Origin of the sequence: Streptomyces sp. NPDC004658 (genome assembly GCF_040609555.1) — a bacterium.
Taxonomy (GTDB): domain Bacteria; phylum Actinomycetota; class Actinomycetes; order Streptomycetales; family Streptomycetaceae; genus Streptomyces.
This window is the reverse complement of the sequence record NZ_JBEXKG010000456.1, coordinates 1-1,025: the sequence shown is the minus strand read 5'-3', so window position 1 is coordinate 1,025 and position 1,025 is coordinate 1. Positions and strand designations below refer to the sequence as shown.

Below are 1,025 nucleotides of genomic sequence, written 5' to 3'. Positions count from 1 at the left end.
GGCCGAGCAGTTTCAGCGCCGACAGCGAATGCCCGCCCCGCCCGAAGAAGCTCTCCCCGGGTGCGGGTTTGAATTGGGGTCTACCGAAAAATCAAGCGGCTCGGAGTTTGGGAAAACGTCGGAGGGTGGGTTGATGTTGAATTCGTAGTTCTTCAACATTGCTCCGCCGTGCGCAATGCGCTTGAATTGCGTCCTGACTGTCCGCTTCTCAATGCCTCGGAGAAGCGATGTTTCCGTCACGGTGAGGTTGTGAACACGCTCGAATATGTCGGGAAGGAAGGCGATGTCCTGCAGTGCGGTTAGAATCTCAGAGCGGGTCCGGTTGCCAAGCCTTCGGATGGTGTCGTAGTACACCGGGTCCTGGCCGAGAGAGAACCAATCTTCGCCGAGTTCACTCAATCCGATTCCCAGGAATCCCTCGGGGAGAGGGCTGGGGCCGGGTGCCTGATCGGCACGGGCGATACGCACCCGACCTAGATAGACCAAGGTTAGGTCATTTTGTCGATAATAGGCATCGAATGTGGTGCGGTAATGGAAGTCGTCCCAGTTGTTGTAATGGAGGGTCAGCCATCGCGGTGTCCCGGTGTTATTGAGCGGCGGATCGTGCCGGATGTGGATGCGCATCGTCATCCTCCTGGACTTACAGGGCCATTTTCCGTCCCCCAGATCCTATCCGCAGGAGGTTACTGATATAAGGCCCGGCTCCAAACGGCGGCTCGCTCTCTCCGAGCCGGGTTCGGCGACTTCCTATCCAGACGCCACCGGAGTCTTCGACCACGGCCCCGCCGTGAGTGTCGTCCGAGCCGTAGCGTTTTACCGGGCGGTGGTCCATAAGGTCGTTGATCGTGATCGCCGACAAGGTCGGGTACTCCCCGCCGTGGTGCGGTGAACGGGCTGTCAGGGTACGGAGAATCAGGCAGCGAGTCGGGCTGCTCGCTCACGGAGTTCGCCAGCTCCTGGAACTCCGTTGTACCGGCGAAGACGGACGCGCATGTCTTTGAGCGCGGTCTGGACCTTCACCGAGC

The 1,025-nt window shown here is 59.8% G+C and carries 1 protein-coding gene; it reads right to left on the bottom strand.

What is annotated here, in order from left to right:
* Positions 1 to 12: 12 nt before the first annotated feature.
* A complete protein-coding gene (locus ABZV94_RS42130) occupies positions 13 to 624 on the bottom strand; it encodes a hypothetical protein (RefSeq protein ID WP_356350474.1) in 612 nt (203 codons plus the stop codon).
* Positions 625 to 1,025: the final 401 nt, after the last annotated feature.

Coding starts and splice junctions, on each gene's coding strand:
- ABZV94_RS42130 (WP_356350474.1), bottom strand. CDS start 624: ATGCGCATCCACATCCGGCACGATCCGCCGCTCAATAACACCGGGACA.